Source organism: Kribbella sp. NBC_01510 (assembly GCF_045040325.1).
Taxonomy (GTDB): Bacteria; Actinomycetota; Actinomycetes; order Propionibacteriales; family Kribbellaceae; genus Kribbella.
In genome coordinates this window covers 1,788,620-1,813,628 of record NZ_CP109418.1, presented here as the reverse complement: position 1 = coordinate 1,813,628, position 25,009 = coordinate 1,788,620, and the positions used below count along the sequence as shown (strand labels likewise).

Genomic DNA, 25,009 nt, shown 5'->3' with positions numbered 1-25,009 from the left:
CGCGTTCACGCAGCGATGCCGTTCAGGGTGTTGGCCTCGATCAGCCGGAGCATCTCGGCGCGCAGGTCCTGCGGGGTCGCTCCGAGGCGGACGGACCGGTACAGGATCTCTGCCTCGCCCTGCAGCATGGCGTGCTGGCCGGTCTCTCCATCGACGTGCACCTTGCTGATGCGCGGGTGCGGGGTGTCCCTGCGGGGCTCAAACGGGTCGTACAGTTCCTCGTGCAGCTTCTCGCCCAGACGTAGGCCGGTGTAGACGATGTCCGGCGTGCCCGTCTGGGTCAGCCGGGCAAAGCGATCGATGACGTCCAGGATCCGGATCGGGTCGCCCATGTCGAGCACGTAGGTTTCGCCGGACTCCGCGAGCACTCCGGCCTCGATCACCAGGGCGGCTGCCTCGGGGATCGTCATGAAGTACCGGGTGACGTCGGGGTGGGTGACCGTAACCGGCCGACCGGCGCCGACCTGCAGGTCCAGGGTCTCCAGGAACGAGCCTCGGCTGCCGAGCACGTTGCCGAACCGCACACTGGCGATCCGGGTGGCCGAGCCGACGTGGCTGGCCGCGATCAGTTCGCCGAGACGCTTGCTCATACCGAGCACCGAGGTCGGCCGGGCGGCCTTGTCAGTCGAGATGTTAATCACGCGCTTGACGCCCGCCGCGATGCTGGTCTCGACCACGTTCTCGGTACCCCGGACGTTGGTGATGATCGCCGCAGCCGGGGACTTCTCCAACAGGGGCAGGTGCTTGTACGCGGCGGCGTGGAATACGATGTCCGGCCGGACAACCTCCATGACCTGCGCGATCTGGGAGCGGTTGGCCACGTCGGCGAGGACGTAATGCTGGTCGTCAAGCAGGCCGATGCCTTCGATCTCCTGTTGCAGCCGGTAGAGCGCGTACTCGTCCTTGTCCAGGTAGTACACCTCCAGGACGCCCAGCCGGTGCAACTGCCGGACGATCTCGGAGCCGATGGAGCCGCCGGCGCCGGTGACCAACGCGGTGGTCCCAGCGACCAGGTCAGACGCCTCCCTGCCGTAGACCGGATCGGCTGTCCGGCAGAGCAAGTCGGACGCCATGCGCGACCAGGTCCTCATTCGATATCCCTCCGTTGTGATGATCAATGCCCCCGCTCCCTTTGAGTCGAGTACGTAGGACGCCCCCGAGTTCGAACAGTGGTGGGACGACAGCCAGCACCCGTACTCCCTCCCGCTCCAGCGCACTCTGGAGATCGCCCGCGGCCCGGCCCCGCCTTCACCAACCGCACCACCGTCCCCGTCACGTGGACCGCAAACGCCTGCTACTACTGGCACTGGAACCGGTAACCGCAACGTCTGAGGAAGTGCGGGACACCCCCCATATGCACGCCCCGCACTTCTTCGGACGCTGCGGTTCTGTCACTACTTGATTCCGCTCGCCTGTTCGCTGGTCCTCGTATCGACCAGCTGAGTGACCACCCTGAGCAGGTGCTGCAGCTCGGAGGCGGTGGGCGCGAGCTCGTACGCGTGGTGGTGGCAGGCCCGGCTGAGTGCGTTCCAGGCGTACTCCGCCTTCGCCGCGATCCCGCTCTGGTCGAGCGCACGCAGGACCAGAAGGCGGGACCGCATCCGGACGGGGTGATCGATGCTGACGATCAGGCGGGCACAGCGCGCGCTGACCTCCGCCTCCAGCGCCTGTCGGATCAGGAATGCCGCAATCCGCATCCTCCGCGGTAGGGCTGGAGGGTGGCTACCATCGAGCATGTCGTTGGCGCGCTGGAGCAGTTCCTCGGACTTCACGGCCGCGCACCGAGCAGGTCGTCGACGGTTCGGCGAACATCCGCAAGGGCTCCAGCTGGGTCGGCCGCCAGCTGACCGTGAACCCCACGGCTGCAGAGGTTCACCGTCGCCTTCCGGTACGACGCCGGCGCGCTCCATTTGCTCAGATCTCTTCCGGCAGCGCCGTATAGGGCGAGAGCGATCCGTTGAGTTGTCTTCAGAGCCTTGGTCCAGGTTTCCTCAACCTCGCCACGACTAGCCCCGCCGGTGAGTCGATGACGGAAGTAGATCTCGTGCGCTGCCGCCTCGACCGCGAGCCGTGCGTACGCGGGGATCGCCTGGTCGAGCACGGTCGCCGGAACGTTCTCGTCCCGAAGCAGATCACGCAGGTCATCCACATATCGTCGGGCCGGCGACTGGCACTCGGTGACCTCGACCTTGGACCCGGCGCTGCGCTCGACCTGGACGATCCGTGCGAGAGGCGCAGTACGTCGCACCGATTCAGCGAGTCGGTCGTCATGGCTGAAGACGACAACCTGTCGATTCCTCGCGTACTCGATCAGCACCTCGGTCAGGCCGTCCACCTTCGCGGGATCCATCGCCTGCACCGGATCGTCCAGTACGACGAATTGCAGCGGGCTCGCCGACATCGTTGCCCGGGGCAAGAACAGCGCCAAGGCGATCGCGTTGAGTTCGCCCTGGCTCATGACCGGCAGGGCTTCGGTCGCGACGCCGTCAACGGTGGCCTTCAGATTCACCTTGCCACGCGTCCGTTGACCGGAGAGCGTGATCTTGTCCAGGTCAATGCTGCTCTCCTGGCGGAGCTTCGCCCAAATCTTCCGCGCCTCGTCCGCGAGTGGTTCGATTCGCCCGTTGCGCAGGGTCTCGGCGTTCTTCTTCAGCCAGGCGAAGGCCGCAGTAACCTCTGCGAGGTCGGCGCTGACCGCGTCCGCCGCGCGTTTTAGCTCGACCCATGCGGCGATCCGCTGGGCGAGCTCGCGCCAACTCTCGTCTCGTCCGCTCAGCTGTGCGGATGCCTCGTCACGCAGCAGTGAGAACCGCGTAATGAGCGACGCAATCCCGGACGTGAGGTGCCGAGCCAGCTCCACGTCGGAGGATGGTGCCTCACGCCAGGCCTTCAGCGTTGCTTCCGCTTCGGGCAGGCCAGCCAGCGCCAGGTCGCCCCTCAGAATCGGGAGTTCCGGTACGGCGATCTGGGCGAACGCGGCCTCTCGGCACTCCGTCAGCTTCTGGTGGGCTGATCGGACCGCGGCCAGTTCCACCTTCTCGGCTTCGAGTTGTGCGGCGACGCGTTCACGCCACGAGCCATCAAGTGCACCGACACTACAAACCGGGCAACTCTGGTCGCCGTGCTCTGAGTAGAGAGCAAGTGCCTGCTCCAACAGGTTGCTCCGGGCATCCGCCCGTGTCGGTCCAGCGCCCATCAGCGCCAGTTCCTGAACCGCGGCGAGGAGGTCTTGGGCTGCGCGTTCGACCTCCTCTCTGTCGGGGATGGCGACCTCGCTCAGGGCCTGAAGACGCTCGCCGAGTTGGTCCGGTGCCGACATGCCCGTCGCGAGCCTGCTGAGCAGCTCGAGGTTCGGCTTGTTCTTCTTGATCTCAGCGAAGGCCGACTGAGCACGCTCGTCCTGCGCCGACTCGAGCAGCAGCCTCAGTGCGCGCTTCGCTGCAGTCACCTCGGTCGATGGACCCTTGAGTCGCTTCACCTCGTCCGAGAGCCGGTCAATTCCGTCTGCGATCTGATCCAGCCCGAGGATGTTTTCGAGGGATCGATACAGGTCGGTTGGAGATCCGTCGAGCCGCCGGCCCAATTCGTCGTACGAGAGGATCGGTCGGTACAGCTCAAGGGCGTTGCGCCACCCGAGTGAGTCGATACCGGCCTTGCGCTTCGCGCTCTGGCGCTGGGTCCAGACCTTGCGGTCTTCGAGATTGCCGTCGGCGGACCATTCGACGCCGATCTCCGTCCGGCCGGCTCCCTCCTCGGCCAGTTCGATCTGAAGGGCAGCCGGGTGGCTCTGATGCAGGTTGCGCCATGAGTCCTTCCAGAACGAGGCCTTCTTGCCGAACCAGCGGTAGCTGTCGCCGGTGAGGGCATACTCGAGGGCCTCGGCAAAGCTGGATTTCCCCGAGCCGTTCCGGCCGGCGACAACAGTGAGGCCTGGGCCCGGGTGCAGATCGAGTCGCGAGGTCTCGCCGATGCCCCGGAAGCCCGACACGCTGATCGACTTCAAGAAGGCGCCGACCGGTGGCTCCTCGACTTTGGCGGTGGCAGTGCCGGAGGTCGACCTCGTCGCGGCCACTCCGCTCAACTCAGCGGCCAGGGCGTCGTCACCTTGCATTGAAGCGAGCACCAGGAACGTCTGTCGTTCGGAGAGTTCGGGGTCGTCCGCCGCCAGATTGAATACGGTCTCGACAACCGAGAGGTCTTGCACAGCTGCCGATGGGGTCTGCGTGTTCGTCAGTTCGGTTTCGTTCATGACTGCGGAACCTCCGGGAACCAGGACGTGACGACGTTGACGAGATGGACGAGGTTCTGGGTACGCATGACGGGTGCGGAGGCCTCCGGCTCGAAGTCCGGCCGAGTCGCCGACTGCCGCCAGATGCCAGCGTCGGATACCGGCGCAGCCATGTGTGGATTCAAGGTGGCGAAGAAGGCGGTGATGTCGTCGTCAGCGATCTCCTTTGCGCGGAGCGCATGGAAGGTGCCAGCAAGCACGCGGAGCATGCCGACCGAGCCCAGCAGCGAGCGGCTGCGCAAATCGACCGCACTGAGCCTTCCCTCGGCGACGTCGGCGAGATCACCGAAAGCCTCGGTGATGCAGTCGAGGAAGCCGTGTACACCTTCGACGACAGCCTCGTCAGACAGTTCGCTCTCACGGCGAGAAGTGATTCGCCCGCCGGCCCCGACGGCGACTGCCTTGGTGAGGTCGGCGACGTGCTTGGCGCCGATCAGATTGAGGTTGTTGCGAGTCATCCGGTCCTGCTCCAGATCGACTCGGCCCTTGAGGAGCGCGTAGTCGAGTACGCGGTCGAGGGTTCGGTTGGCGATCTTCGAGCCGTCGAAGCGAGCGCGCAGGGCGGTCGAGATCCCCTTCGCGTTGTCTGCCACATCGACGAACATCTGCCGGGCGAGGACGGAGTCGGGCTCGACGTAGATGTCCAGGCCGATGGCCTCGTGCTCCAGCCGGCTCAGCGCCTCCCGCAGTTCGGCGAGCCTCGCTTCCAGTTTCGTGGCGCGGTCACCAGAGCGAGCCCGGGAGAGATCCCGGTCGCACTTGCTGATCTCCTCGGTGAGTTGACGGAGACGCAGCCTGGTGCCGAGGATCCTGTGCTGCCCATCGATGGTGGTGAGGGCGCCCACCGTCCCCGTGGACCACGGGATGTCCAGGTACCCGACCTTGCCGTCGCTGCTCTCCAGCGGGTGGAAGGTGCAGCCGCCGTTGTCCCGCGCTAGCAGGGTGGGCGCGACCCAAGCCGAGTGTGTGCTGACGTAGTCGCCGAACGACTTCGCATGCCGCGGGTCCACCTTCCGGTTGTCCGGATCGGGCTGGCTCGGATCCGGGACCGGCAGGATCTTGTCCAGGTCCAGCAGCGGAACGCGGGTGCTGTACACAGTGCGGCCGCCCTGAAGGCTGCGCATGGCGAGGTAGGTGTCGGTACGGCGGCCGGCCGTGATGCGGCTCGTGTCGACGCTCAGCGTCATCGAGGCTCCAGGGAGTTAGTGCGGCGTGAACGGCATAAGAGAATCATGCTTTGTGAACATAGTCAACAGGAAACTCACGAGGTGCTGTGTACACGCTCTGGACTGTGTATGGTTGCGCTGCGGCCGCAGTGGCGCCGTTCCACGGAAGGAGACTCATGGACCAGCCAGGCATGGTCTCGTCGACTGGCATCGCGAAGCTGGCGGGCGTCGGCCGGGCGGCCGTGAGCAACTGGCGTCGGCGCTACGCGGATTTTCCGCAACCGGTGGCCGGTACGGCGACCAGTCCGGCGTTCGACCTCGCCGCAGTGGAGAGGTGGTTGTCGTCGCAGGGCAAGCTGCCGGCCGCTAGCGCTCCGGAGCGGATCTGGCGGGAGATCGAGGCGGCCTCGGGCGGTCCTGATCTGGCAGGCGCCTTGTGGCTTGCCGGTACGTCGCTCTTCGCGCGCTGGGCGGATGCCGAAGGCGGTGCCGAGCTGTTGTCTCCTGACCGGCTGGCCGGCGTCGTGCGTCGAGTCCACCCAGTGGCCGCTGACCTGTTGGCCAAGGGTATGCCTGAAGCCTGGTCGCCTCGAGAGCAGGCGGTACTGGCGGCTGTCGAGCGACTCGAGGCCGATGAGGAACCGGCCGTTGTGTTCGAGCAGCTATACCAGCAGTACTTGTCCGCTCGTGGCTCCGCATCCGACTACATGACGCCCGCCGGGGTGGCACGGTTGATGCTGCAGCTGGCTGGGCCTGTGGGCAGTGTGATGGATGCCGCGTGTGGCACTGGCTCGCTGGTGGCTCAGGCCGTGGTCGCGGGCGGGGGAGCTCCGGTTCAGTGCTTTGCCCAGGATCTCGACGCAACCGCCGCCCGGATCACCCAGGTTCGGCTACTGTTCGCGCACCGGCTGGCAGGCGCAGGTGGTCCTCCGTCGATCGTGCGCGTTGGCGACTCGCTGCGGGCTGATGCTTTTCCTGGCCAACTGGTTGATGCGGTGGTGAGCAATCCACCATTCGGCCTCCACGACTGGGGACACGATCAGCTCGCTTACGACCAGCGTTGGGCCTTCGGCGGCCTTCCGCCACGCACCGAACCGGAACTGGCCTGGGTCCAGGATGCGCTCGCTCATCTTGAACCGGGCGGCCTGGCAGTGCTGCTGATGCCGCCGGCCGCCGCGTCACGGTCGGCGGGGCGTCGGATACGTGGTGAGCTATTGCGCCGCGGTGCGCTGCGGGCGGTGATCGGCTTGCCGGCGGGGTTGTTGCCGTCCACATCCATCGGTCTGCATATTTGGATTCTCCGCCGACCGGCTGGTGGTGAGCAGCCGAGCCACATGCTGGTCGTCGACACCGCGAGTGCTCCCGACGGTCGCAAGGTTGACCTGGCCGCCGTCACCGATACCGCGGTTGACGCGTGGCGGGCGTTTGACAGGGAACCTGCGGCCTTTGGTGAGCAATCTGGTGTCTCCCGGGCGGTTCCGGTGATCGAACTGCTTGACGAGGACATTGACGTCTCGCCTGCGCGTCATCTTCCGGCCGACGTCGGGCCGGAACTCGATGCCGCGGATCTCCTTGCCGCCCGTGATGATCTTGTTCGCCACCTGGCTTCGCTGGAGCGCTCGATACCTCGTTTCGTCGAAGGAGGTGAGTCATCGCTGGCGTCCGCGAGGCGCGCGTCTCTCGAGGAGCTCACACGAAGCGGGAGCCTGGTGATCCACCGCCGGCTGCTGAGGTCCGGTGCGGAGGATGCTCCTGCGAACGCGCCGGCCGTGACCGGCGTCGATGTTGTCCGATGCGCAGCACCGAGCGGTAGCGCACCGGCCGATGCTGTCTCCGTTGAAGCTGGTGATGTGCTCGTGCCCAGCCTTGGCCGTGCGCTCATCGCGCGTGTCGCGACGGACGAGCAGGTCGGCGCGCGGCTGGGGCCGAGCTTGCGCGCTATCCGAGCCGATCCGCAGGTGCTGGATCCGTGGTTTCTGGCGGGGGTGTTGTCGGCTGGTGAGAACGCGCGCGAGGCTGCGCGGACGTCGTCGACCATGCGCGATGTGATGCGGGTCAACGTCAAGCGGCTGCAGGTGCCGGTGCTGCCGCTGGAGGATCAGAAGCGCTACGGTGAGGCGTTCCGTCGCCTCGCCGAGTTCGAAGCGGTGCTGGCACGTGCCTCCGATGAGGGCCGGGAGTTGGCTCGCGGACTGTCCGATGCGCTGAGCAGCGGCGTTCTTGCCCCTGAGCCGGGCGAATGACACGACCTTGGTATCGATTCAGCCTCCCTCGGTAACGCTCGGGAGCATTCGAACGATCCACTACACGTACATGGGGAGAGGGATCCGTTGAGCGACACGACGCCGAAGAACCTGGCGAACTTCATCTGGCAGGTAGCTGACCTGCTGCGGGGGGACTACAAGCGAGCCGACTACGGCAAGGTGATCCTGCCGTTCACCGTGCTGCGCCGCCTGGAGTGTGTGCTGGAGCCGACGCGCGACGCGGTGCGGGAGAAGGCGAAGGATCTGTCGGGAAGTTCGATGGATCCCACGCGATTCCTGACTAAGGCGGCCGGGGACCGACGGTTCTACAACATCACCGCGCACACGCTGACTTCAGTTGCGAACGCGCCGGACGAAGCGGCGAAGAACCTGCTGTCCTACGTACGCGGCTTCTCTCCGAACGCGCAGGAGGCGTTCGAGAAGTTCCGCTTCACCGAGCAGGTGATGAACCTGGCCGAGGCAAAGCTGCTGCACCTGGTCGTGTCTCGATTCGCCGACTTCGACCTGCATCCGAATCGCGTGTCGAACCACGAGATGGGCTACGTCTTCGAGGAACTGATCCGGAAGTTCGCTGAAGACTCCAACGAGACTGCCGGTGAGCACTTCACGCCGCGAGAGGTCATCAAGCTGATGGCCGGCCTCCTCATCGCGCCTGACCTGGCCGACATACAGGTGCCTGGGATGAGCCGGACAGTGTACGACCCGGCCTGCGGGACCGGCGGCATGCTCACCGCGGCAGAGGAGTTCATCCTGTCGCACAACTCCGCGGGCCAGGTCTACTCGTTCGGCCAGGAGCTGAACCCGGAATCCTGGGCTATCTGCCGCTCGGACCTGATGATCAAGAACCAGGATCCGGACAACATCAAGCTTGGCAACTCGTTCACCAGCGACCAGTTGCCGCAGAAGAAGTTCGACTACATGCTGTCCAACCCGCCGTTCGGTGTGGAGTGGAAGAAGGCCCAAGCCGAGATCGTCGAGGAAGCGAACGACCTGGGGATGCGCGGCCGCTTTGGCGCAGGCCTGCCGCGGATCAACGACGGTTCGCTGCTGTTCCTGCAGCACATGCTGTCGAAGATGCGGCCGGTGAGCGAGGGAGGCAGTCGACTGGCGATCGTCTTCAACGGCTCGCCGCTGTTTACCGGCGCCGCCGAGTCGGGTGAGTCGAAGATACGCCAGTGGATCCTGGAGAACGACTGGCTGGAAGCGATCGTCGCGCTACCGGATCAGCTCTTCTACAACACGGGCATCTCCACGTACTTCTGGATCCTTACCAACCGCAAGGCTCCGGCGCATCAGGGCAAGGTCGTACTCCTCGACGCCCGCGAGTACTGGGCGAAGATGCGCAAGTCCCTTGGCGACAAGCGCAAGCTGATCCCTGACGACAAGATCGAGAAGATCCAGCGCCTGTACGCCGACGCGCTGGCGGTTGCCGACGACCCCGAGCACGAACTGCATGGCAAGGTGAAGGTCTTCTGCAACGAAGACTTCGGATACCACCGGATCACGGTGGAACGCCCGCTGAAACTACGGTTTGAGGTCACCGACGAAGCGCTGGTCGAACTGGAAGCCGCCCTCAAGTCCGGCAAGTCCACCTCGCAGTATGACGGTCGCGACAACCTCCTGGCGGCCCTCCGGGGATTGGTCGGCGAAGACCCGTCCTACAAGAAGGCAGCCTTCGCCTCAACATTGCGCGATGCGCTGGCCAGCCTCGGTAAGGTGCCGCCCGCGGTCGACAAGGCAGTCTGGAGCGCGGTGTCGGTACGCGACGCAGAGGGCGAGCCACAACTCAAGAAGGGCGCGTCCGAGCCCGACCCCGAACTACGCGACAACGAGAACGTGCCACTCGACGAGGACATCGACACCTACGTCGAACGGGAGGTCCTCCCGCACGTCCCCGACGCATGGGTCGACCACGACAAAACCAAGATCGGCTACGAAATCCCCTTCACTCGCCACTTCTATGTCTACACTCCACCGCGTCCGCTGGCAGAGATCGACGCGGAGTTGAAGGAACTGGAAGCCGAGATCCAGCAACTCCTCGGCGAGGTAGCGTCATGAGCTGGGCTTACAACGTCAACACGGCCGCGCTTGATGTCGCGCCGCCAGATTGGCGCCGGGTTCCAGCCTGGACGATCTTGAGACGGCGCGATGAAACTCGCCGCGCGGATGCTGAATTACTGTCGGTCTACCGCGACCACGGCGTTGTTCCGAAGAGCAGCCGTGACGATAACTTTAACAAGCCAAGCGAGGACCTGAGCGCGTATCGCTTTGTTCGACGAGGTGACTTGGTCCTCAATAAAATGAAGACTTGGCAAGGATCGCTCGCGGTATCGGACTTCGAGGGAATCGTTAGCCCGGCCTACATTGTGTGTGAGTTGTCGCCAGACGTTGACGCGAGGTTCGTGCACCACCTTCTAAGGTCGGAACCCTATATCAATCTCTATCGTTCTGTGTCGAAGGGTATCCGCCCGAGTCAATGGGACTTGCCGTTCGATGAGTTCAGGATGTTGCCTTTGCTGCTGCCGCCGCTGGAGGAGCAGCGACGCATCGCCGACTTCCTCGACACCGAGACAGCCCGTTTGGACAATCTCACTTATCTCAGGTTGAGGCAGAGAGCGTCCCTTGACGAACGCAGATGGGCGCATTTCGAGCGCTCGCTGTCCAGTGTGTCCTCTGAACCCGGGCGTCTGCGGAGGTCGTTTGACTCCATAATCGATGGCCCTTTCGGCAGTGCCTTCTCCAGTGACGACTATGTAGATAGTGGAGCGAAGGTTGTCCGTCTTGGAAATATCGGGTTCGGCGAGTATCGCAGGGATTTGCAGGCACATATTTCAGAGGATCTCTTTCGGCGTTTCAGTAGATACAGTGTGTTACCGGGAGACGTGCTGATCGCTGGCTTGGGAGATGCTAAGAACCACGCCGGTCGAGCGTGTGTAGCGCCGCCCAACCTTGGCCCGACTATTGTAAAAGGAAAATGTTTCCGCGCTAGAGTGATATCCGGGAGGGCGGATCCCAATTTCATCGCGCTGCTGCTTTCTTCGCCGCGGGGAGAGTCAGCGTTCGAAAGTCGTGGATCCACGCGCTCAATGATTAACCTTGAAATAGTCAAGTCGGCTGTTTTTCCCATGCCGTCATTAGAAGATCAGCGATCGATGGTCGCGGAAACGGGCGAACATTGGCGCTGGCTGGCTAACGTAGGACGAGTCATTGATTCCCAGACCTCATTGGTCGCGGAGAGACGGCTCGCATTGATCACCGCAGCAGTCACAGGGCAGATTGATGTGGCCACAGCCAGGGGAGTGGACGTGTCGTGACGAGGGCACATACGGAGGAAGCGTTTGAGGAGGCGGTTCAGGGGGCGTTGGTCGCGACTGGCTGGCTCCACGGGAGTGCAGACGCGTATGATCGCGAGTTGGGGCTTGACGCCAGTCAGTTGATGCCGTTTGTGCAGGTTGTGCAGCGAGATGAGTGGGACACGCTCGTTCAGTATGCGGGTGGCGATCTTGCGCTTGCTGAGCAGGAGTTCCTGCGCTTCTTGGCGAAGGAGATCGACGGCCGCGGTGCGCTCGACGTGCTGCGTAATGGTGTGAAGGATCGGGGTGTGCGGATCCGGCTGGCCTACTTCCGGCCGGCGCATACCGTGGCTGAGGATGCGTTGGACGAGTATCGGCAGAACCGGCTCTCCGTCATCCGGCAGCTTCGGTATAGCGACACCAGCACTAACACCCTCGACCTGACGCTGTTCGTCAACGGTATCCCCGTCGCCACTGCGGAGCTGAAGAACCCGCTCACCAGGCAGACCGTGGAGGATGCCAAACGCCAGTACCGCTACGACCGCGACCCGAAAGAGTTGCTGTTCGCGAAGCGGGCGTTGGTTCACTTCGCCGTCGATCCGGATCTGGTCTTCATCACTACGAAGCTGCGCGGAAAGGACACGGCGTTCCTGCCGTTCAACCAAGGCACCGGGGGCGCGGGCAACAGTGGCGGAGCAGGCAACCCGCCCGTTGACGCTGATGGCTCCGGGTATCGCACCGCCTACCTCTGGGAACAGGTCTGGAACCCGGACAACTGGCTCGACCTCATCAAGCGCTTCCTGCATGTCGAAGATCCGAAGAACGCGAAGGGTAAGGGCCGCACCAATGGCCGCATCAGCGTGCATGACCGCACGCTGATCTTCCCGCGCTACCACCAGTGGGACGCCGTGCGGAAGCTCACCGCGCACTCGGCGCGGCGCGGCTCCGGCAACAACTACCTCGTCATGCACTCCGCCGGCTCTGGCAAGTCGAACACGATCGCCTGGCTGGCCCACCGACTCTCCACCTTGCACGGCTCTGCGGAACCAGGCGCGCTCGACGAGGACGCAGTACAGCAAGGGCTTATCGCGGCCAATGAGCCGGTCTTCCACAAGGTCGTTGTGATCACCGACCGGTCCGTGCTGGACAAGCAGCTCCAGGACACGATCTACCAGTTCGATCACACTCCTGGCGTCGTAGAGCGCATCACCGGGACGGGCGGCTCCAAGTCCGCGGAGGTCACGAAGGCTCTCGCCAACACGGCCACTAAGATCGTCATCGTCACCGTCCAAACCTTCCCCTATGTGCTCGAGGGCGTCTCGGCGCTTGCGGACAAGCGGATCGCAATCATCGTGGACGAGGCGCATTCCGGACAGTCCGGCGACTCGGTCACCAAGCTCAAGAAGGTACTGCGTGGGCTCGGCGCCGAGGAGACCGGCGATGACGAGGACCCGCTCACGTCGTCCGCCCTGGCCCGCGGACGGCACCCCAACCTGTCGTACTTCGCGTTCACAGCGACGCCCAAGAGCAAGACCCTGCAGTTGTTCGGCGTAGACGACCCGGTGACTGGTGATAAGCGGGCCTTCCACGTCTATTCGATGCGCCAGGCAATCGAAGAGGGGTTCATCCTCGACGTCTTGCGCAACTACACGACGTACAAGACATACTGGCGCGTCGCCAAGGAGGGCGCCGAGGAGATCGAGGTCAACCCTGACAAGGCGGGTGCTGAACTGGCTCGCCTGGTCTACCTCGACCCGGCGACCATGCTCGGGCACGCGGAGGTGATCCTTCGCCACTTCCACGCTCACACGCGCAAGCAACTCGGTGGTCGGGCCAAGGCGATGGTGGTCACTCGGTCGCGGGAGAGCGCAGTACGGATGTATCAGGCGCTGCACGAGAAGCTGGATGACCTGAGCATGGCCGACCCGGGCATCCTGGTGGCCTTCTCCGGTGAACTGTCGGTCGACGGGATCAAGTACACGGAGCCTGTCATGAACGACCACATCTCCGAGAGCGAACTGCCGGGCGCGTTCGCATACACCCGCGCCGACGACCCGAACGCCAAGGCGCGTACCGGTGACAAAGATGGTGCTCCACTTCGCCGCGAGTTCCGGATCCTCGTTGTCGCCGACAAGTATCAGACCGGGTTCGATCAGCCGCTGCTCACCACCATGTACGTCGAGAAGCCGCTCTCGGGTGTTGCCGCGGTGCAGACGCTGTCCCGGCTGAACCGCACGCATCCGTTGAAGAATCAGGAAGACCTGTTCGTCCTTGACTTCGCCAACGAGGCGGAGAACATCCAGAACGAGTTCAAGCCTTACTTCGAGGAGGCCGTGACGACGCCGGCCGACCCGAATCTGCTGTACCAGAAGCAGCGCGCTGTGATGGATCACCAGATCCTAGTCGAGTCCGAAATGCATGCGTTCATCGACGGCTACCTCGGCGCTCAGCCGGCGGTGGAGGCAGAGGGCGGCGGTCGGAGCTGGGAGAAGAAGCACGCCGGCCTGTATCGGCACATCGAGCCCGCTGTGCAACGCTTCGACAAGTTGGCGGCTGAGGATCGAGACGCTGCGGACCTGTTCCGCTCGGACCTCACTGACTTCGTCCGCAAGTACGGCTTCCTTGCCCAGGTCATGCAGTTCACCGATGCCGAACTGGAACGCCTCTACCTCTACGGCAGGCATCTGCTCAATCGCCTGCCGGCCCGGCAGAATCCGGCGATGGACATCGGTGAGGTCGACCTCACTCACCTCCGGGTCAGCAAGACCGGTGATCATGACGTCAGCCTCGAACCCGAAGGCGAGCAGGTGCTGCCCGGGTTCGACGAGGGCGGGGGCGGGATCGTCAAGGACCCTCGGACCGCGCTGCTCGCGGATCTGATCAATGACTTCAATGAGCGCTATGGCCTTGGGCTCAGCGAGGCTGACAAACTCATGTACGAGGAGCGGGTTGTTGCCGCGGCTGAGGATCCCGATCTCGAGCAGGCGGCTATTGCCAGCCGCAACGAGGGCGACTTCGAGATGCCGTTCAACAAGCGGTTCCCGGACATCATGGTCGAGCGAGCCGAGGTGGGTACCAAGTTCACCGAGAAGTTCTTCTCCGACAGCGAGTTCCAGGGCCGACTCACCCGCGAGGCCCGCAAAGCGGCGTACCGGATGATCCGGCGTCGCCACAACCTGCCTGAGGCCACGGGGTGAGCCGAGACCTAAGGCTTGATCGCGGAGCGTGACGGACGGCAAACTGTCCAGACACCTTGGGGAGGAGGGGCGTGGCTGCTTCGTCACAGGTCATCGCCGGACGTTATGAGTTGACCACGCCCATCAGCCGGGGAGGCATGGGCGAGGTTTGGCGTGGGTACGACACGGTGCTCGACCGCGACATCGCAGTGAAGCTCATCCTTCCCGGCATCGTTGACACGGAGGAGGATCGCGAGGAGCTGATCGGCCGCTTCAAGCGCGAGGCCAGAGTCACCGCGAAGGTCGAACATCCTGGCGTGCCGGCGGTCTACGACGCAGCCTTCGACTCCAGCGTTGATCGGCTGTTCCTGGTGATGCAGCTCGTCCACGGGGTCTCGCTGGCCGACGTGCTCGCCGAGCGTGGCGCCCTGCCGACGGCATGGGCGGCTTCCATCGGGGCGCAGATCTGTGCCGTCCTGTCGTATGCGCACGCGGTGCCGATCGTGCATCGCGACCTCAAGCCGGGCAACATCATGATCGCCGAAGGTGGCGGCGTGAAGGTGCTGGACTTCGGTATCGCGGCAGTACTGCGAAGTGGTGTCACCAAGCTCACCTCGACCGGGCGCATCGTCGGCACAAAGCCGTACATGTCGCCGGAGCAGATCCAGAACCTTCCGATCAGCCCGCGCAGCGACCTGTATGCCCTGGGCTGTCTCCTCCACGAAGTTCTCAGCGGTAGGCGTGTGTTCGACGCCGAGGACGAGATTGCCTTGATGTATCAGCATCTTGAGTCGGCCCCCACACCGCTGCGCCAGCTCGTACCGGAAGTGCCGGCCGATCTGGAAGCCTTGGTGCTGGAGTTGCTGGCCAAGCAATCGACGGATCGGCCGGAGAGCGCCTGGGTGGTCTATGACCGCCTGGTGCCCTTCCTGCCGTCGTCCGAGCCTGACTCCGATGATCAGGAACCGCCGGCCGGTGCTGTGCCCGATCCGACGCGGCCGTATCGACGTCCGGGCGCCCCCCGCCCGCGACCTCGCGTCACGTCGGTAGCCGAGCCGTCGATGAGTCCGGATGTCGACCAAGAGGAGATCGACGATGCGCTCGCACAGGTCGAGGAACTGGTCGATCACGATCGCTTCACTCAGGCCACAGATATGTTGGCCGAGTTGATCCCCCGCGCCTCCGCGGCTTTTGGGCTTGACGGCACGTCGGTGCTCGATCTCCGCGTCAGCTACGCGGCAACACTGTTCCTCGGCGGCGACTATCGCAGAGCCGCGCCGCAGTTCGAGGCGCTAGCGGCCACGTTCGAGCGGATCAAGGGGCCGCACGACGAGGAGACACTGGACTATCGGCGCCAGGCGGTTGTCTGCCGAATCGCGCTGGGGGAAACTGACGCGGCCATTCCGGAACTCGAGTCGATCATTCGCGTTCAGGAGCAGGTTGATGCCTTCAGCCGCGACTACGTGGAGTTGCGTCTGAGTCTGGCGCGGCTTCACATCAGCGCTGGTCGGCACCAGGAGGCGCTGGACGAGTTGCTGCGCCTGCACCACGACGCCGTTCGCATCCTTGGCCCAGACGATGAACTCAGTGCAGACATCCACGAGGTGCAGACTCGGCTCGAGCAGGCAGCGAGTGACTGAGCAGCGATAGGCGCATCGATCAATCAGAGGGGCTGCGAACGTGGTTGTGCAGGGGGACGCGTCGGGATCGCAGGTCGGCGATGCGGCGATTGACCGAGCCAGGTCGAGGGTTGGCCGACCCGCGCACGACCTACTTGCGAGGCTCGAGGGCATACACCGTCGGGCGGAGATTCTCTCAACTCAGCCGGAGGCGATCCGTGCCAGCGCACGCGATCAGACTGCGCTGCTGACCCGACGTCAGTTCCAGGCTGAACTGGAGAACCTTCCCACTACCGCATTGCAGGAGGTGCTCGGCAAGCGGTCGAACATCTGGTCGAAGTCGGCGTAGCGGGTGACGCGGGTGAGGACCTGGTCGCCTTGGAAGCGGAACCGGATCAGCGACCCTTCCATGATGTTCTTGCGGCTGGAGTCGTTGACACGGATCTCGGTTGTCTTTCGGCCGGTGGCGATGAGATCGAAATAGCGCTTGTAGATGCCCATCTCGTGGGCTCGGATCTGCGGCTCGGTGGGTCGTGCGGTCATCAGTCGGCCAAGTCCTTGACAGTGAAGAATTGCTTTGGGTCTGAGAAGCTCGTTGACGAGCCCGAGATCTGCGGCAGCTTCTTCGGCGTACCAACTGAGCTTGGGCGTCCCGGTCGCGATAGGCTCGGCCATGCCCTGGAACAAGCCGTTGACTACCGGCGACCTTCATAAGCTAGCCGAGGATGCGTTCGACAGTGATGACCCGCAGGTGCTTGCTGCCGATCTTGTCGAGGCGGTCGAGCGCGGCGAGGTGGCGGACAAGGCGGACATCGGCCTCGCGCTGATGTTGGCTGCGGAGATCAGCGACGACGCAGGGGATCCGATGGCCGCCCTGCCGTTGGCCGAACGTGCGGTTGAGGCGTACGAGCTGTATGGAACACCACCGTATGGGTATCCACGAGCCTATCGGGCGCAACTGCTGATGAAACTTGGCCGCGAGGAGGCGGCGATGGCTGAGCTGTCGGCGCTGCGCGGGCTGCTGACGGAGGATGTCAGCGCGGCTTCCTACCTGAGGGACGTGTTGTCGGCCGCCGGCCGAGCAGAGCTCGCGGAGCAATGGTTGTCCGAGGCGCTGAATGAAGCGTTGCGGAGGCGGTCTGAGCTGGAGTCGAACCGATCGGATCCGGCGTACGGAGAGGCTGCGACGGTTGCCTATCAGCTCGCGCAGCAGCGTTATGGGATCCGGCGTGATCTTGGGTTGCCGTATGATGCCAACGACGCTCTGGCCGACCGCCTGCTGGAGTCGGTGGCGGGCCAACTGAGCGCCGACGAAGACGATTACGAGGGCACCGCGGTGCTGTTCTGGCCGAAGACGCAGTTCGACGCTTTGCTTGCCCGCTGGCCGGCACTCGCCGAGCAATACGGCCAAAGCTGGGATGAGCACAGAGCCCGGCTGCAGCAGGGACTCACGCTCCTCACCGACTCCAGCGTCACTCAATTGGCTCTGCTGTCCGGTTCGGCCGACGGCTTAGCCGAGTACGCGTCGAGCTGCGATGGCGACCCGGTCGATCCTGAGGTGCGCCAGGGATACGTCGAGCATCTGGAGCATGGGGATCCGCACGAGGCCAGATGGCCGCCCGGGCGGAACGAGGCCTGCTGGTGCGGGTCGACGAACAAGTACAAGAAATGCTGTCTGCCGCGCTCCTCGTGACCCGGCGGTCCGCACCAGTCGCCCCACCGACCGGGCCACCCGGTCCAGCGTCCGAGCCGTCGCGCGACCGGCGGGGAGTGCCGCTTGGCCCCGAGATGTGCATTTCGACAGGACGTGTCGTCACGACCCGGCCGGTGCCAGGCGTGAACGCGCCGACCGACCACCGCCCCTGGACCGACACATCCTGTCGAAAATGCACACCCGGGCCACCCTCGGAACACCCGGGCCACCCTCGGAAGGCCAGCTCACCTATCCCCGGGACTTCGGCGACCCACCACTGGAAGCGATCGAGCCGCCACACCGCAACCGGACCTCGGACACTACAAAGTAGGAGTCAGGGGCGGCCGGCGTGGTGCGCTGGGGCTGTGTGGGTGAGGAGACGGCCGGTGTGGGGACCGTTCAGGAGGCGGTCGAGGTTGGACTCGAAGGACTCTTGCATGTGCCAGTCGGCGATGAGCATGTAGAGGGTTCGGCCGTCTTCGCCACCCAGCGTGCAGGCGAAGCCGGCGTGTTCGAGCGGGACGGTTTCGAGGATCTTGCCGCCTTCGGCGATGCGCAGGCAGGCGGGGGCGTCGTCTGCCCAGCCGGGCGTCCAGATGGCGCCGTCGGCGTCCATCACCATGCCGTCGCCAGGATGCGGAGCCCACACACGGCGGTTCGACAACGAGCCGTCGGATGAGAGGTCGTACCCCGTCAACGTGCCGGCGAAGGACTCCGCGATCACGAGGGTCTTGTTGTCGGGCGTGATCACCATGCCGTTGGGGAAGGCGAGTTCGTCGGCTACCCGCCGTACCGAACCGTCGGGAGTGATCAGCAGGATGAAGCCGGGACGTTCGCCCTCACCCGGATGGAAGTCGCAGCCGCCGTTGACGTAGATGTTGCCGCGCCCGTCGACAACGATCTCGTTCAGACTGCCGTACGAGGAGACATCGGCATGGACCACCAATTCGCCGGAGGGTTCCTGGCGCAGCAGCAGCCCTTCCTGCCCGGAGGTCACCAGCAGGCGACCGTCCGGCAGCCAGTCGATCGAGAACGGGAGCGTAGTCGGCACCCGAGCCATCACCTCGCGGTGACCGCTCGCGTCGACCGCCAGGACCTCCTGCGTCCCCCAGTTGGAGCACCACAGACGCCCGTCATGCCACCGCGCCGACTCCCCGATCACAAGCCCCGTCAGCAGTACCTCGGTCATCGCACAACTCCTTCCGTCTTTACCCCTACACGAACAGAAGAGGCGCGAATCGACCGCACAACGTCCGAAGAATCGTGGCTTATAGCCCACGACTCTTCGGACGTAAGCGACCTACTCTTGTCGATTTGGCTGCGACGACGCGGTGGTGGGCTTGGTGTTGTGCAGTTGGGTGATCGCGGTGGTGAACTGCGGGTACCGCGCCACCCAGGCAGCCGGTGTCGGCGCGGGCCAGTGTCGGGCTCGTCGTCGATCGGTTACCTCCAGTGAAAGCGCAGTCTTACACCGCCCGGGGGGCGTCCGGGCCAGAGCACGCTAGGCTGATGGCCCGTGAAGGTCTTGGTGATCGGCTCCGGCGGCCGCGAGCATGCACTGGTCTGGGCGCTGGCCCAGGACCCCGATGTCGAGCAGGTCGTGGCGGCCCCGGGTAACCCTGGCATCGCCGTGTTGCGCCCGGCGTACGACGGGCAAACGATCGTTTGCCGTTCGGTGGACATGTCCGACCACGATGCGGTGGTCGCGCTGGCGAAGGCGCTCTGCGCCGACCTGGTCGTGGTCGGACCGGAGGCGCCGCTGGTGGCTGGGCTGGCCGATCCGCTCCGGGATGCCGGGATCGCGGTCTTCGGCCCGTCCAGGGACGCCGCCCAGATCGAGGGTTCGAAGGCGTTCGCCAAGGACGTGATGGCCGCGGCGAGCGTGCCGACCGGCCGGGCCTATGTGTGTACGACGCCTGAGCAGGCGGCGGAGGCGATCGACGCTTTCGGGCCGCCGTACGTCGTGAAGGACGACGGCCTGGCCGCGGGCAAGGGGGTCGTGGTCACCTCCGACCGGGACGAGGCGCTGGCGCATGCCGCCGAGTGCGAGCAGGTCCTGATCGAGGAGTACCTGGACGGCCCCGAGGTGTCGCTGTTCGCGATCACCGACGGCACTACCGTGCTGCCGATGCAGCCGGCCCAGGACTTCAAGCGCCTCGGTGACAATGACGAGGGCCCGAACACCGGTGGCATGGGCGCCTACACGCCGTTGCCCTGGGCACCGGACGACCTGGTCGCCGAGATCACCGAGAACGTGCTGCAGCCGACGATCGACGAGCTGCGCCGCCGCGGTACGCCGTTCAGCGGCCTGCTGTACGCCGGTCTCGCGCTGACCTCGCGGGGTGTCCGGGTGATCGAGTTCAACTGCCGCTTCGGCGACCCGGAGACGCAGGCCCTGCTGCCGTTGCTGAAGACCCCGCTCGCCGGCCTCCTGTACGCCGCCGCGACCGGGAAGCTGGCCGATCACGGACCACTGAGCTGGCAGAGCGCTGCATCAGTGGCGGTCGTGGTCGCCGCGAAGAAGTACCCTTCCAGCCCGCGCAGGGGTGACGTGATCAGCGGTGTCGACCAGGCCGAGGCCGACGCGGTCCGCGTCTTCCACGCCGGTACGGCGCTCGACGGCGACGAACTCGTGACGTCGGGCGGCCGGGTCCTCGCGGTCAGTGCCACCGGCAAGGACCTCGACGAGGCCCGGCAGCGCGCCTACGCCGCGGTCGGCCAGATCCGCATCAAGGGCTCCCAGCACCGCACCGACATCGCCCTCAAGGCCGCGCGCGGCGAGGTCACCGTCTGAGCCTGCGGGTGCGGACATGAAGAAACCGCCGACCCCGGGACGGGCCGGCGGTTCCGTTCTGCCTGGGTCAGGCGGTGCGCGGTTCCGCGCTGCTCAGCTTCGGCATCAGCTCGGCCTCGGCGGGGACCCGCCTCAGGTGGGCGAAGCCCAGCGCCGACAGGATCAGCAGGAGCCCGGCCGCGATGAAGGCGGCGATGGCGCCGATGAGGGCGATCTCGCCCATCTTCCCGAAGGCGTAGGCGTTGAGCAGCAGGCCACGCAGCGTCTCACCGCGGAAGACGGTCTGCACCTGGCCGGCCAGCTTGGCGTCGGTCGGGTTGGCGAGCGACTCCTGGGACAGCTGCGAGTAGGTCTTGCCGCCGGCCATCTCGTTGATGTGGACCGCGATGAAGTGGTTGGCGTAGGCCTCGGCCTGCGCGCCGGTCACCAGCTGCTGGCCGGCGTACTGGGACAGGTAGGGCTTGACGGCCGGGTCGTTGAGAGATTCGCTGCCCGCCTTGGGGAAGAAGATCTTCTGTGCGGCGAGCTGACTGTGGACCTGGTCATCGACGAAGTTGTGTGCCCACAGCATGAGACCGCCCGCTGCGACCAGGACGATCGCGAGGACGAGGCCGGCAGAGGTGAGCAGCGCGTCGAACGTCTTGCGGCGCATGATCGGTTCCTTTCAAGCCGCGGGGTGCGGCTGCAGAGTGTTGAGGTGTGCTACTTCGAGTGTTCGGCCCGCGGCCCCGTCGCGGCTATGCACCGAACGGCCCTGATCCGTAGGCCGATGGACCCGCATCAGTCGGGAACCTTTCCGCCGTTCCCGACACAAGACGAGTGCAAGGCAGTCGTGTCGGGAAGGGAGCGCGGATGCGCAGCGGTGTGGAGTCGTGAGCGGCCTGCTGGTCGTCGAGGACGGAGTGAGAGTGTCCGGTAGTTCGGACCGGCGTCTGTGGGACCGGACCGTGGAGGGCGACGCCGACGCGTTCGCAGAGCTGTACGACCGGCATGCCCGGGCGATCTACAACTTCCTGTATCGGCGCACCGCTTCCTGGAGTGACGCCGAGGACCTGACCTCGGCGGTCTTCCTGCAGGCGTGGCGGCGGCGGTCCGAGGTGGTGCTCGACCGCGAGTCGGCCCTGCCGTGGCTGCTCCGGACCGCCGACTACACGGTGCGCAACGACTGGCGCTCCAAACTGCGGTACCGCCGGGCACTGGCCGCCGCGGAACGCTTGCCCACCGAGATCGGCGACCACGCCGACGAGGTGGTCGGCCGGATCGACGACGACGAGCGGATCCGGGCCGCCCGTGCGTCGCTGAAGCACCTGCGCCGCCAGGAGCGGGAGATCATCGAGCTCTGCGTCTGGGCCGGCCTGGATCAGGCCGCCGCCGCAGTCGCACTCGACGTCCCGATCGGCACCGTGAAGTCCCGGCTCTCCCGCGCTCGCAAGCGTCTGCGCGAACTCAATCTTCCGTCTGTTGTGGAGAACCAGTCATGAACACGCTGCCGCCGGAGCGGGATCTGCCCGCCGTTACCCGAACCCGTCAACGTCATGAGCTGATGGCCATCGTCGACCACGAATCCGCCGCACCCGGCGGGCGCCGCCGCTTCGTCCCCCTGGCCGCTGCCGCCGCAGTCGTCCTCGTCATCGGCGCCGCGATCGCCGTACCGTCGCTGCGCAACGACAAGTCGGCCGGCCCGGCCGGGAGCCCGACAACCGCGGCGCTGGGGGTTCGCACAGTCTTCGAACCGCTCGACGCTCGCAGACATGCGGCCTTTGTCGCGAAGTGCATGGGGACTCGCAGGTTCAGCCCACCGGCCAAGCAGCTCGACGGCTTCGAGGCCGTGAACCCGCCCGAGAATGCGCGCGTGACGACCTTCGTGATCTATTCCGCGATCGGCGGCTGGGACTACTGCGGGTTCGGCCCGAAGGGCAATCGGGTCGGAGGCCATGGCCTGAACGCCGGCCAGGCGATCTTCGATCCGATCTCGGAAACCGGGGTAGGCACCGGGGCCTACGTGAAGGGCGTCGCTCGCGTCACCATCACCCCGCGCGGTGGGAAGACGTACGAGGCGGAGCTCCGGCACGGTTTCTACTTCGCATCTGTGCCCGATGTCCCGTTCGACAGGACGCGCACGGACAGTACGCCGGAGGAGTACGTCACCCGGGCGTACGACGGGAACGGCAAGCTGATGTACACGAGCCCGAGGACCGTCGCGGAGCTGAAGGTCCGTCAGGCCCGGTGCGTCCTGGATCCGGCCGGCAAGACGTACCTGGCCTGGAGCGGGCCGTCACTCGAGGAATCCGGTGACGGGTCCACCGAGCACCCTGCTCCGGGCATGCCCGACCCGAAGACCTGTATGCAGGCCCTCATCTGGAACTGGCTGCCCTGACGATGCTCCCGTGCCGCCCCGGTTCGTTGCACCTGGCGAACCGGGGCGGCAGCCGGTGGTCTTGCCTGCGAGGATGGTGGGGTGCTGCGCAGCTGGAGGTTCGCCCTGCTCGCCCTGGTGATCGGCGTCACGCTGGCAGGGTGGTCTGCGTACGGTGGGTCCGGTAAGTCCGCCGTCGTGCAGCTGGCGGTGTTCGTCGTTCTCGCGTTCCTGTTCTCGCCGCTGGTGTTCCCGCGATCGGTGAGCGCGGCCGAGGCGGCGGTCGGGGGCAAACCCATCGTCTACTGGCGACCTGGGTGCCAATACTGCCTGCGACTGCGGTTGGTGCTGATCGGTGCGGCCGGTCGAGCGTCCTGGGTCAACATCTGGGCCGATCCCGAGGCCGCTGCGGCGGTGCGGGCGGTCGCAGACGGCAACGAGACGGTTCCGACCGTGGTGGTCGACGGAGTGGGCCGAGTGAATCCCGGGCCACGATGGGTGCGGGAGCGGCTGCGGGCTGGACCGGTGGCTGAGTAGGTGGCGAGACCAGGGAGAATGGAGGGGTGTCGAAGCCCAGCAAGCCCCGGATCCCCAACGTTCTCGCCTCCCGATACGCCAGTCTGTCGATGGCGCAGCTGTGGTCGCCCGAGCACAAGATCGTGCTCGAGCGGAAGCTGTGGGTGGCGGTGCTCAAGGCTCAGAAGGAGCTCGGGGTCGACGTGCCGGACGGTGTCGTCGAGGACTACCAGCGGGTGATCGACCAGGTCGACCTGGAGTCGATCGCGGCCCGCGAGCGGGTCACCCGCCACGACGTGAAGGCGCGGATCGAGGAGTTCAGCGCGCTCGCCGGGCACCAGCACATTCACAAGGGCATGACGAGCCGGGACCTGACCGAGAACGTCGAGCAGCTGCAGATCCGGGCGAGTCTCGAGCTCGTCCGCGATCGCGCCGTGGCGACCGCCGTACGGCTCGGGCAGAAGGCCGCCGACCACGCGGCACTGGTGCTGACCGGCCGGTCGCACAACGTCGCCGCGCAGGCGACCACGCTGGGCAAGCGGTTCGCCTCCGCGGCGGACGAGCTCCTGGTCGCGATCGCGCGGATCGAGGAACTGCTCGAGCGCTATCCGCTGCGTGGCATCAAGGGCCCGGTCGGTACGTCGCAGGACATGCTCGACCTGTTCGGCGGCGACCCGGCGAAGCTGGACAAGTTGGAGAGCGACATCGCCTCCCACCTCGGGTTCAGCCGGACGCTGACCAGCGTCGGGCAGGTGTACCCGCGGTCCCTCGACTACGAGGTCGTCTCGGCGCTGGTGCAGCTGGCCGCGGCGCCGTCGAGCCTGGCGACAACGATCCGGCTGATGGCCGGGCACGAGCTGGTCACCGAAGGGTTCAAGGAGGGCCAGGTCGGGTCCTCGGCGATGCCGCACAAGATGAACACCAGGTCCTGCGAGCGCGTCAACGGTCTCGCTGTGATCCTGCGCGGGTACGCCTCGATGGCCGGCGAGCTGGCCGGCAACCAGTGGAACGAGGGTGACGTCTCCTGCTCCGTCGTACGGCGGGTTGCGTTGCCGGATGCGTTCTTCGCGCTGGACGGGTTGTTCGAGACGTTCCTGACCGTGCTGGACGAGTTCGGGGTGTACCCGGCCGTGGTCAGCCGGGAGCTGGAGCGGTACCTGCCGTTCCTGACCACGACCAAGGTGCTGATGGCGGCGGTCAAGAACGGCGTCGGCCGGGAGACCGCGCACGAGGTGATCAAGGAGCACGCCGTCGCTACTGCGCTGGACCTGCGCAAGGGCCTGGCGGAGAACGACCTGTTCCGCCGGCTCGGCGCGGACGGCCGCCTCGGCCTGACCGAGGAGCAGATCATCGGCATCGTCGGCGAGCCCCTGTCCTTCACCGGCGCGGCGGTCGCCCAGGTGAACACCGTCGTCGCCCAGATCGACGAACTCGCCAAACGCCACCCCGAGGCCGCCGCCTACACGCCGGGTGACATTCTCTAGCTCGTGTTCGAACCGCTCACGTGGGCGCTGGTGGCGCTCTCTCTTGCCGCGATGGTGTACGCCATCGTGCTGGCAGCGCGCGACAAGCGGATCGATTGGCCGCTTCTGGGCGTCCTCGGGGTGGTCGAGGTCGGCCTCCTGGCCCAGCTGGTCATCGGCATCGTGCAACTGGTGCAGACCTCCCGGGATGTCTCGGGACCGTTCTTCATCGGGTACTTGGTCGGCTCGCTGCTCATCTTGCCGATCGGCGCGCTCTGGGCGCTGGCCGAGAGCAGCCGGTGGGGCGCCGGTGCACTCGCGATCGCCTGCCTGGTGATCCCGATCCTCGAACTCCGCCTGCACGAGATCTGGACGGCGTGA

At 65.6% G+C, this 25,009-nt stretch carries 19 protein-coding genes; 12 read left to right on the top strand and 7 right to left on the bottom strand.

Annotation, left to right across the window (positions count from 1 at the left end):
* Nucleotides 1-5: 5 nt before the first annotated feature.
* From OG558_RS08950 to OG558_RS08935, 4 genes are all read right to left on the bottom strand, one after another.
* Nucleotides 6-1,073, bottom strand: a complete 1,068-nt coding sequence (locus tag OG558_RS08950; protein WP_405069784.1) for an SDR family NAD(P)-dependent oxidoreductase — start codon at nt 1,071-1,073, stop codon at nt 6-8.
* 321 nt (nt 1,074-1,394) lie between these two features.
* Nucleotides 1,395-1,772 (bottom strand): hypothetical protein, encoded by a 378-nt coding sequence (locus tag OG558_RS08945; RefSeq protein WP_405069783.1) that lies wholly within the window; start codon nt 1,770-1,772, stop codon nt 1,395-1,397.
* Nucleotides 1,769-4,249, bottom strand: coding sequence for an AAA family ATPase (locus tag OG558_RS08940; protein WP_405069782.1), 2,481 nt, complete (start codon nt 4,247-4,249; stop codon nt 1,769-1,771). Before OG558_RS08940 ends, OG558_RS08945 begins: the two co-directional genes overlap by 4 nt.
* On the bottom strand, nt 4,246-5,475 hold the full coding sequence (locus OG558_RS08935; protein ID WP_405069781.1) for a DNA sulfur modification protein DndB: 1,230 nt from the start codon (nt 5,473-5,475) through the stop codon (nt 4,246-4,248). The genes OG558_RS08940 and OG558_RS08935 overlap by 4 nt, the downstream gene beginning before the upstream one ends.
* A 155-nt stretch (nt 5,476-5,630) precedes the next feature.
* Between OG558_RS08935 and OG558_RS08930 the strand changes: the two genes are divergently transcribed.
* The 5 genes from OG558_RS08930 (at nt 5,631) to OG558_RS08910 (ending at nt 15,827) form a co-directional block, all read left to right on the top strand.
* Nucleotides 5,631-7,697 (top strand): N-6 DNA methylase, encoded by a 2,067-nt coding sequence (locus OG558_RS08930; RefSeq protein WP_405069780.1) that lies wholly within the window; start codon nt 5,631-5,633, stop codon nt 7,695-7,697.
* Between the two features lie 87 nt (nt 7,698-7,784).
* A complete protein-coding gene (locus OG558_RS08925) occupies nt 7,785-9,776 on the top strand; it encodes an N-6 DNA methylase (protein ID WP_405069779.1) in 1,992 nt (663 codons plus the stop codon).
* The gene (locus OG558_RS08920; RefSeq protein WP_405069778.1) at nt 9,773-11,032 is read left to right on the top strand and encodes a restriction endonuclease subunit S; all 1,260 of its coding nucleotides are present in this window, start codon (nt 9,773-9,775) and stop codon (nt 11,030-11,032) included. The genes OG558_RS08925 and OG558_RS08920 overlap by 4 nt, the downstream gene beginning before the upstream one ends.
* 122 nt (nt 11,033-11,154) lie before the next feature.
* On the top strand, nt 11,155-14,208 hold the full coding sequence (locus tag OG558_RS08915; protein ID WP_405069777.1) for a type I restriction endonuclease subunit R: 3,054 nt from the start codon (nt 11,155-11,157) through the stop codon (nt 14,206-14,208).
* 71 nt (nt 14,209-14,279) lie between these two features.
* Nucleotides 14,280-15,827, top strand: coding sequence for a protein kinase domain-containing protein (locus OG558_RS08910; protein WP_405069776.1), 1,548 nt, complete (start codon nt 14,280-14,282; stop codon nt 15,825-15,827).
* 237 nt (nt 15,828-16,064) lie between these two features.
* On the opposite strand, the gene OG558_RS08905 is transcribed toward OG558_RS08910, so the two are convergent.
* Complete coding sequence (locus tag OG558_RS08905) at nt 16,065-16,481, bottom strand: ASCH domain-containing protein (protein WP_405069775.1); 417 nt, start codon at nt 16,479-16,481, stop codon at nt 16,065-16,067.
* Between OG558_RS08905 and OG558_RS08900 the strand changes: the two genes are divergently transcribed.
* Nucleotides 16,480-17,499 carry an SEC-C metal-binding domain-containing protein gene (locus tag OG558_RS08900; protein WP_405069774.1) on the top strand — a complete coding sequence of 340 codons (1,020 nt, stop codon included), beginning with the start codon at nt 16,480-16,482 and terminating at the stop codon, nt 17,497-17,499. The genes OG558_RS08905 and OG558_RS08900 overlap by 2 nt on opposite strands.
* Before the next feature lie 334 nt (nt 17,500-17,833).
* Here OG558_RS08900 and OG558_RS08895 read toward each other — a convergent pair whose 3' ends face one another.
* The gene (locus OG558_RS08895) at nt 17,834-18,688 is read right to left on the bottom strand and encodes an SMP-30/gluconolactonase/LRE family protein (RefSeq protein ID WP_405069773.1); all 855 of its coding nucleotides are present in this window, start codon (nt 18,686-18,688) and stop codon (nt 17,834-17,836) included.
* A 327-nt stretch (nt 18,689-19,015) separates the two neighbouring features.
* Here OG558_RS08895 and purD point away from each other — a divergent pair, with 327 nt between their 5' ends.
* Nucleotides 19,016-20,293, top strand: a complete 1,278-nt coding sequence (purD, locus tag OG558_RS08890) for a phosphoribosylamine--glycine ligase (protein ID WP_405069772.1) — start codon at nt 19,016-19,018, stop codon at nt 20,291-20,293.
* A gap of 67 nt (nt 20,294-20,360) precedes the next feature.
* Here purD and OG558_RS08885 read toward each other — a convergent pair whose 3' ends face one another.
* The gene (locus tag OG558_RS08885) at nt 20,361-20,945 is read right to left on the bottom strand and encodes a hypothetical protein (RefSeq protein WP_405069771.1); all 585 of its coding nucleotides are present in this window, start codon (nt 20,943-20,945) and stop codon (nt 20,361-20,363) included.
* A gap of 220 nt (nt 20,946-21,165) precedes the next feature.
* On the opposite strand from OG558_RS08885, the gene OG558_RS08880 reads away from it, so the two are divergent.
* From OG558_RS08880 to OG558_RS08860, 5 genes are all read left to right on the top strand, one after another.
* The gene (locus OG558_RS08880; protein ID WP_405069770.1) at nt 21,166-21,774 is read left to right on the top strand and encodes an RNA polymerase sigma factor; all 609 of its coding nucleotides are present in this window, start codon (nt 21,166-21,168) and stop codon (nt 21,772-21,774) included.
* On the top strand, nt 21,771-22,670 hold the full coding sequence (locus tag OG558_RS08875; protein ID WP_405069769.1) for a hypothetical protein: 900 nt from the start codon (nt 21,771-21,773) through the stop codon (nt 22,668-22,670). Before OG558_RS08880 ends, OG558_RS08875 begins: the two co-directional genes overlap by 4 nt.
* Nucleotides 22,671-22,751: 81 nt before the next feature.
* Nucleotides 22,752-23,186: a glutaredoxin domain-containing protein gene (locus OG558_RS08870; protein ID WP_405069768.1), complete on the top strand. Its 435-nt coding sequence runs from the start codon at nt 22,752-22,754 to the stop codon at nt 23,184-23,186.
* Nucleotides 23,187-23,212: 26 nt separating this feature from the next.
* Nucleotides 23,213-24,649: an adenylosuccinate lyase gene (purB, locus tag OG558_RS08865; protein ID WP_405069767.1), complete on the top strand. Its 1,437-nt coding sequence runs from the start codon at nt 23,213-23,215 to the stop codon at nt 24,647-24,649.
* Between the two features lie 3 nt (nt 24,650-24,652).
* Nucleotides 24,653-25,009 (top strand): hypothetical protein, encoded by a 357-nt coding sequence (locus OG558_RS08860; protein WP_329482685.1) that lies wholly within the window; start codon nt 24,653-24,655, stop codon nt 25,007-25,009.

What these genes read in the sequence shown, in the direction of transcription:
- OG558_RS08950 (WP_405069784.1), bottom strand. Translation starts at nt 1,073, where the DNA reads ATGGCGTCCGACTTGCTCTGCCGGACAGCCGATCCGGTCTACGGCAGG.
- OG558_RS08940 (WP_405069782.1), bottom strand. Translation starts at nt 4,249, where the DNA reads ATGAACGAAACCGAACTGACGAACACGCAGACCCCATCGGCAGCTGTG.
- OG558_RS08935 (WP_405069781.1), bottom strand. Translation starts at nt 5,475, where the DNA reads ATGACGCTGAGCGTCGACACGAGCCGCATCACGGCCGGCCGCCGTACC.
- OG558_RS08930 (WP_405069780.1), top strand. Translation starts at nt 5,631, where the DNA reads ATGGACCAGCCAGGCATGGTCTCGTCGACTGGCATCGCGAAGCTGGCG.
- OG558_RS08920 (WP_405069778.1), top strand. Translation starts at nt 9,773, where the DNA reads ATGAGCTGGGCTTACAACGTCAACACGGCCGCGCTTGATGTCGCGCCG.
- OG558_RS08915 (WP_405069777.1), top strand. Translation starts at nt 11,155, where the DNA reads ATGCCGTTTGTGCAGGTTGTGCAGCGAGATGAGTGGGACACGCTCGTT.
- OG558_RS08900 (WP_405069774.1), top strand. Translation starts at nt 16,480, where the DNA reads ATGCCCTGGAACAAGCCGTTGACTACCGGCGACCTTCATAAGCTAGCC.
- OG558_RS08905 (WP_405069775.1), bottom strand. Translation starts at nt 16,481, where the DNA reads ATGGCCGAGCCTATCGCGACCGGGACGCCCAAGCTCAGTTGGTACGCC.
- OG558_RS08895 (WP_405069773.1), bottom strand. Translation starts at nt 18,688, where the DNA reads ATGACCGAGGTACTGCTGACGGGGCTTGTGATCGGGGAGTCGGCGCGG.
- OG558_RS08885 (WP_405069771.1), bottom strand. Translation starts at nt 20,945, where the DNA reads ATGCGCCGCAAGACGTTCGACGCGCTGCTCACCTCTGCCGGCCTCGTC.
- OG558_RS08875 (WP_405069769.1), top strand. Translation starts at nt 21,771, where the DNA reads ATGAACACGCTGCCGCCGGAGCGGGATCTGCCCGCCGTTACCCGAACC.